1 protein-coding gene is annotated in these 738 nt (G+C 39.3%); it reads left to right on the forward strand.

Features of this window, described 5'->3' with window-relative positions:
- Positions 1 to 280: 280 nt before the first annotated feature.
- Positions 281 to 738, forward strand: a 458-nt coding sequence (locus tag FJR05_RS27420; RefSeq protein ID WP_254446980.1) for a hypothetical protein, incomplete at its 3' end; no start/stop codon positions are given.

The following is a 738-nucleotide window of genomic DNA, read 5'->3' on the forward strand; positions in this document are numbered from 1 at the left end:
TTAGCCAGTAGATTGCAAGCATGAGTTAATTCCTCGGCACTATGACGATATACTAAAAAGACTGGCGCACAATGTAAGGCTTTTGTACCTTCATACAACCGCCGTTGTGCTTCAAAGGATTCTTATTGTTTGATTTCTGCACCAATGTCACGTCCCTGCCCTTTAGTAATTGCTACGGTACGGGCGACTTTAGACTGCTTTGCTTGACGGGCTAAATTGTCTTATTTAGAACAGTATGATATTAATAGTAGAATATGATGTCACGCTTGAGGAATAGTATATGGAACCATTGACTGCTGGTGCGATCGCTATTGGTACTATAGTTGCCACTAAAGTTTTAGAAAAAACAACCGAAAAGGGAACAGAAATTTTATTGGATAAAGCTGGTAAGTTCTTAGTTACCGTGAAAAAACACTCTCCCAATACTGTAGTTGCTATTGAAAAAGCACCACAACAACCACTCGATTATGGTAAAGCTTTACTAGAAGTAGAATCTGCGGCTAAGGCTGATCCTGAAGTGGCTCAAGCTGCACAAGAATTGGCAACAGCCGCAGAAACTAATCCGCCATCAAACTTGGCTGAAATTCTCAAGGAGATAAAAGCATCTCTGGAAAAATCTCAACAATCATTCCCTTCAAATTTTATCCAAAACATCGAAAAAGCTATTAATGCAGCTCAAAATCCAGGGCTATTTCATTCTAAAAGAGAGGATAAAATGGTAGAGATATCTAGGCATCT

The organism is Dolichospermum sp. UHCC 0259, assembly GCF_009711935.1.
Classification (GTDB): Bacteria; Cyanobacteriota; Cyanobacteriia; order Cyanobacteriales; family Nostocaceae; genus Dolichospermum.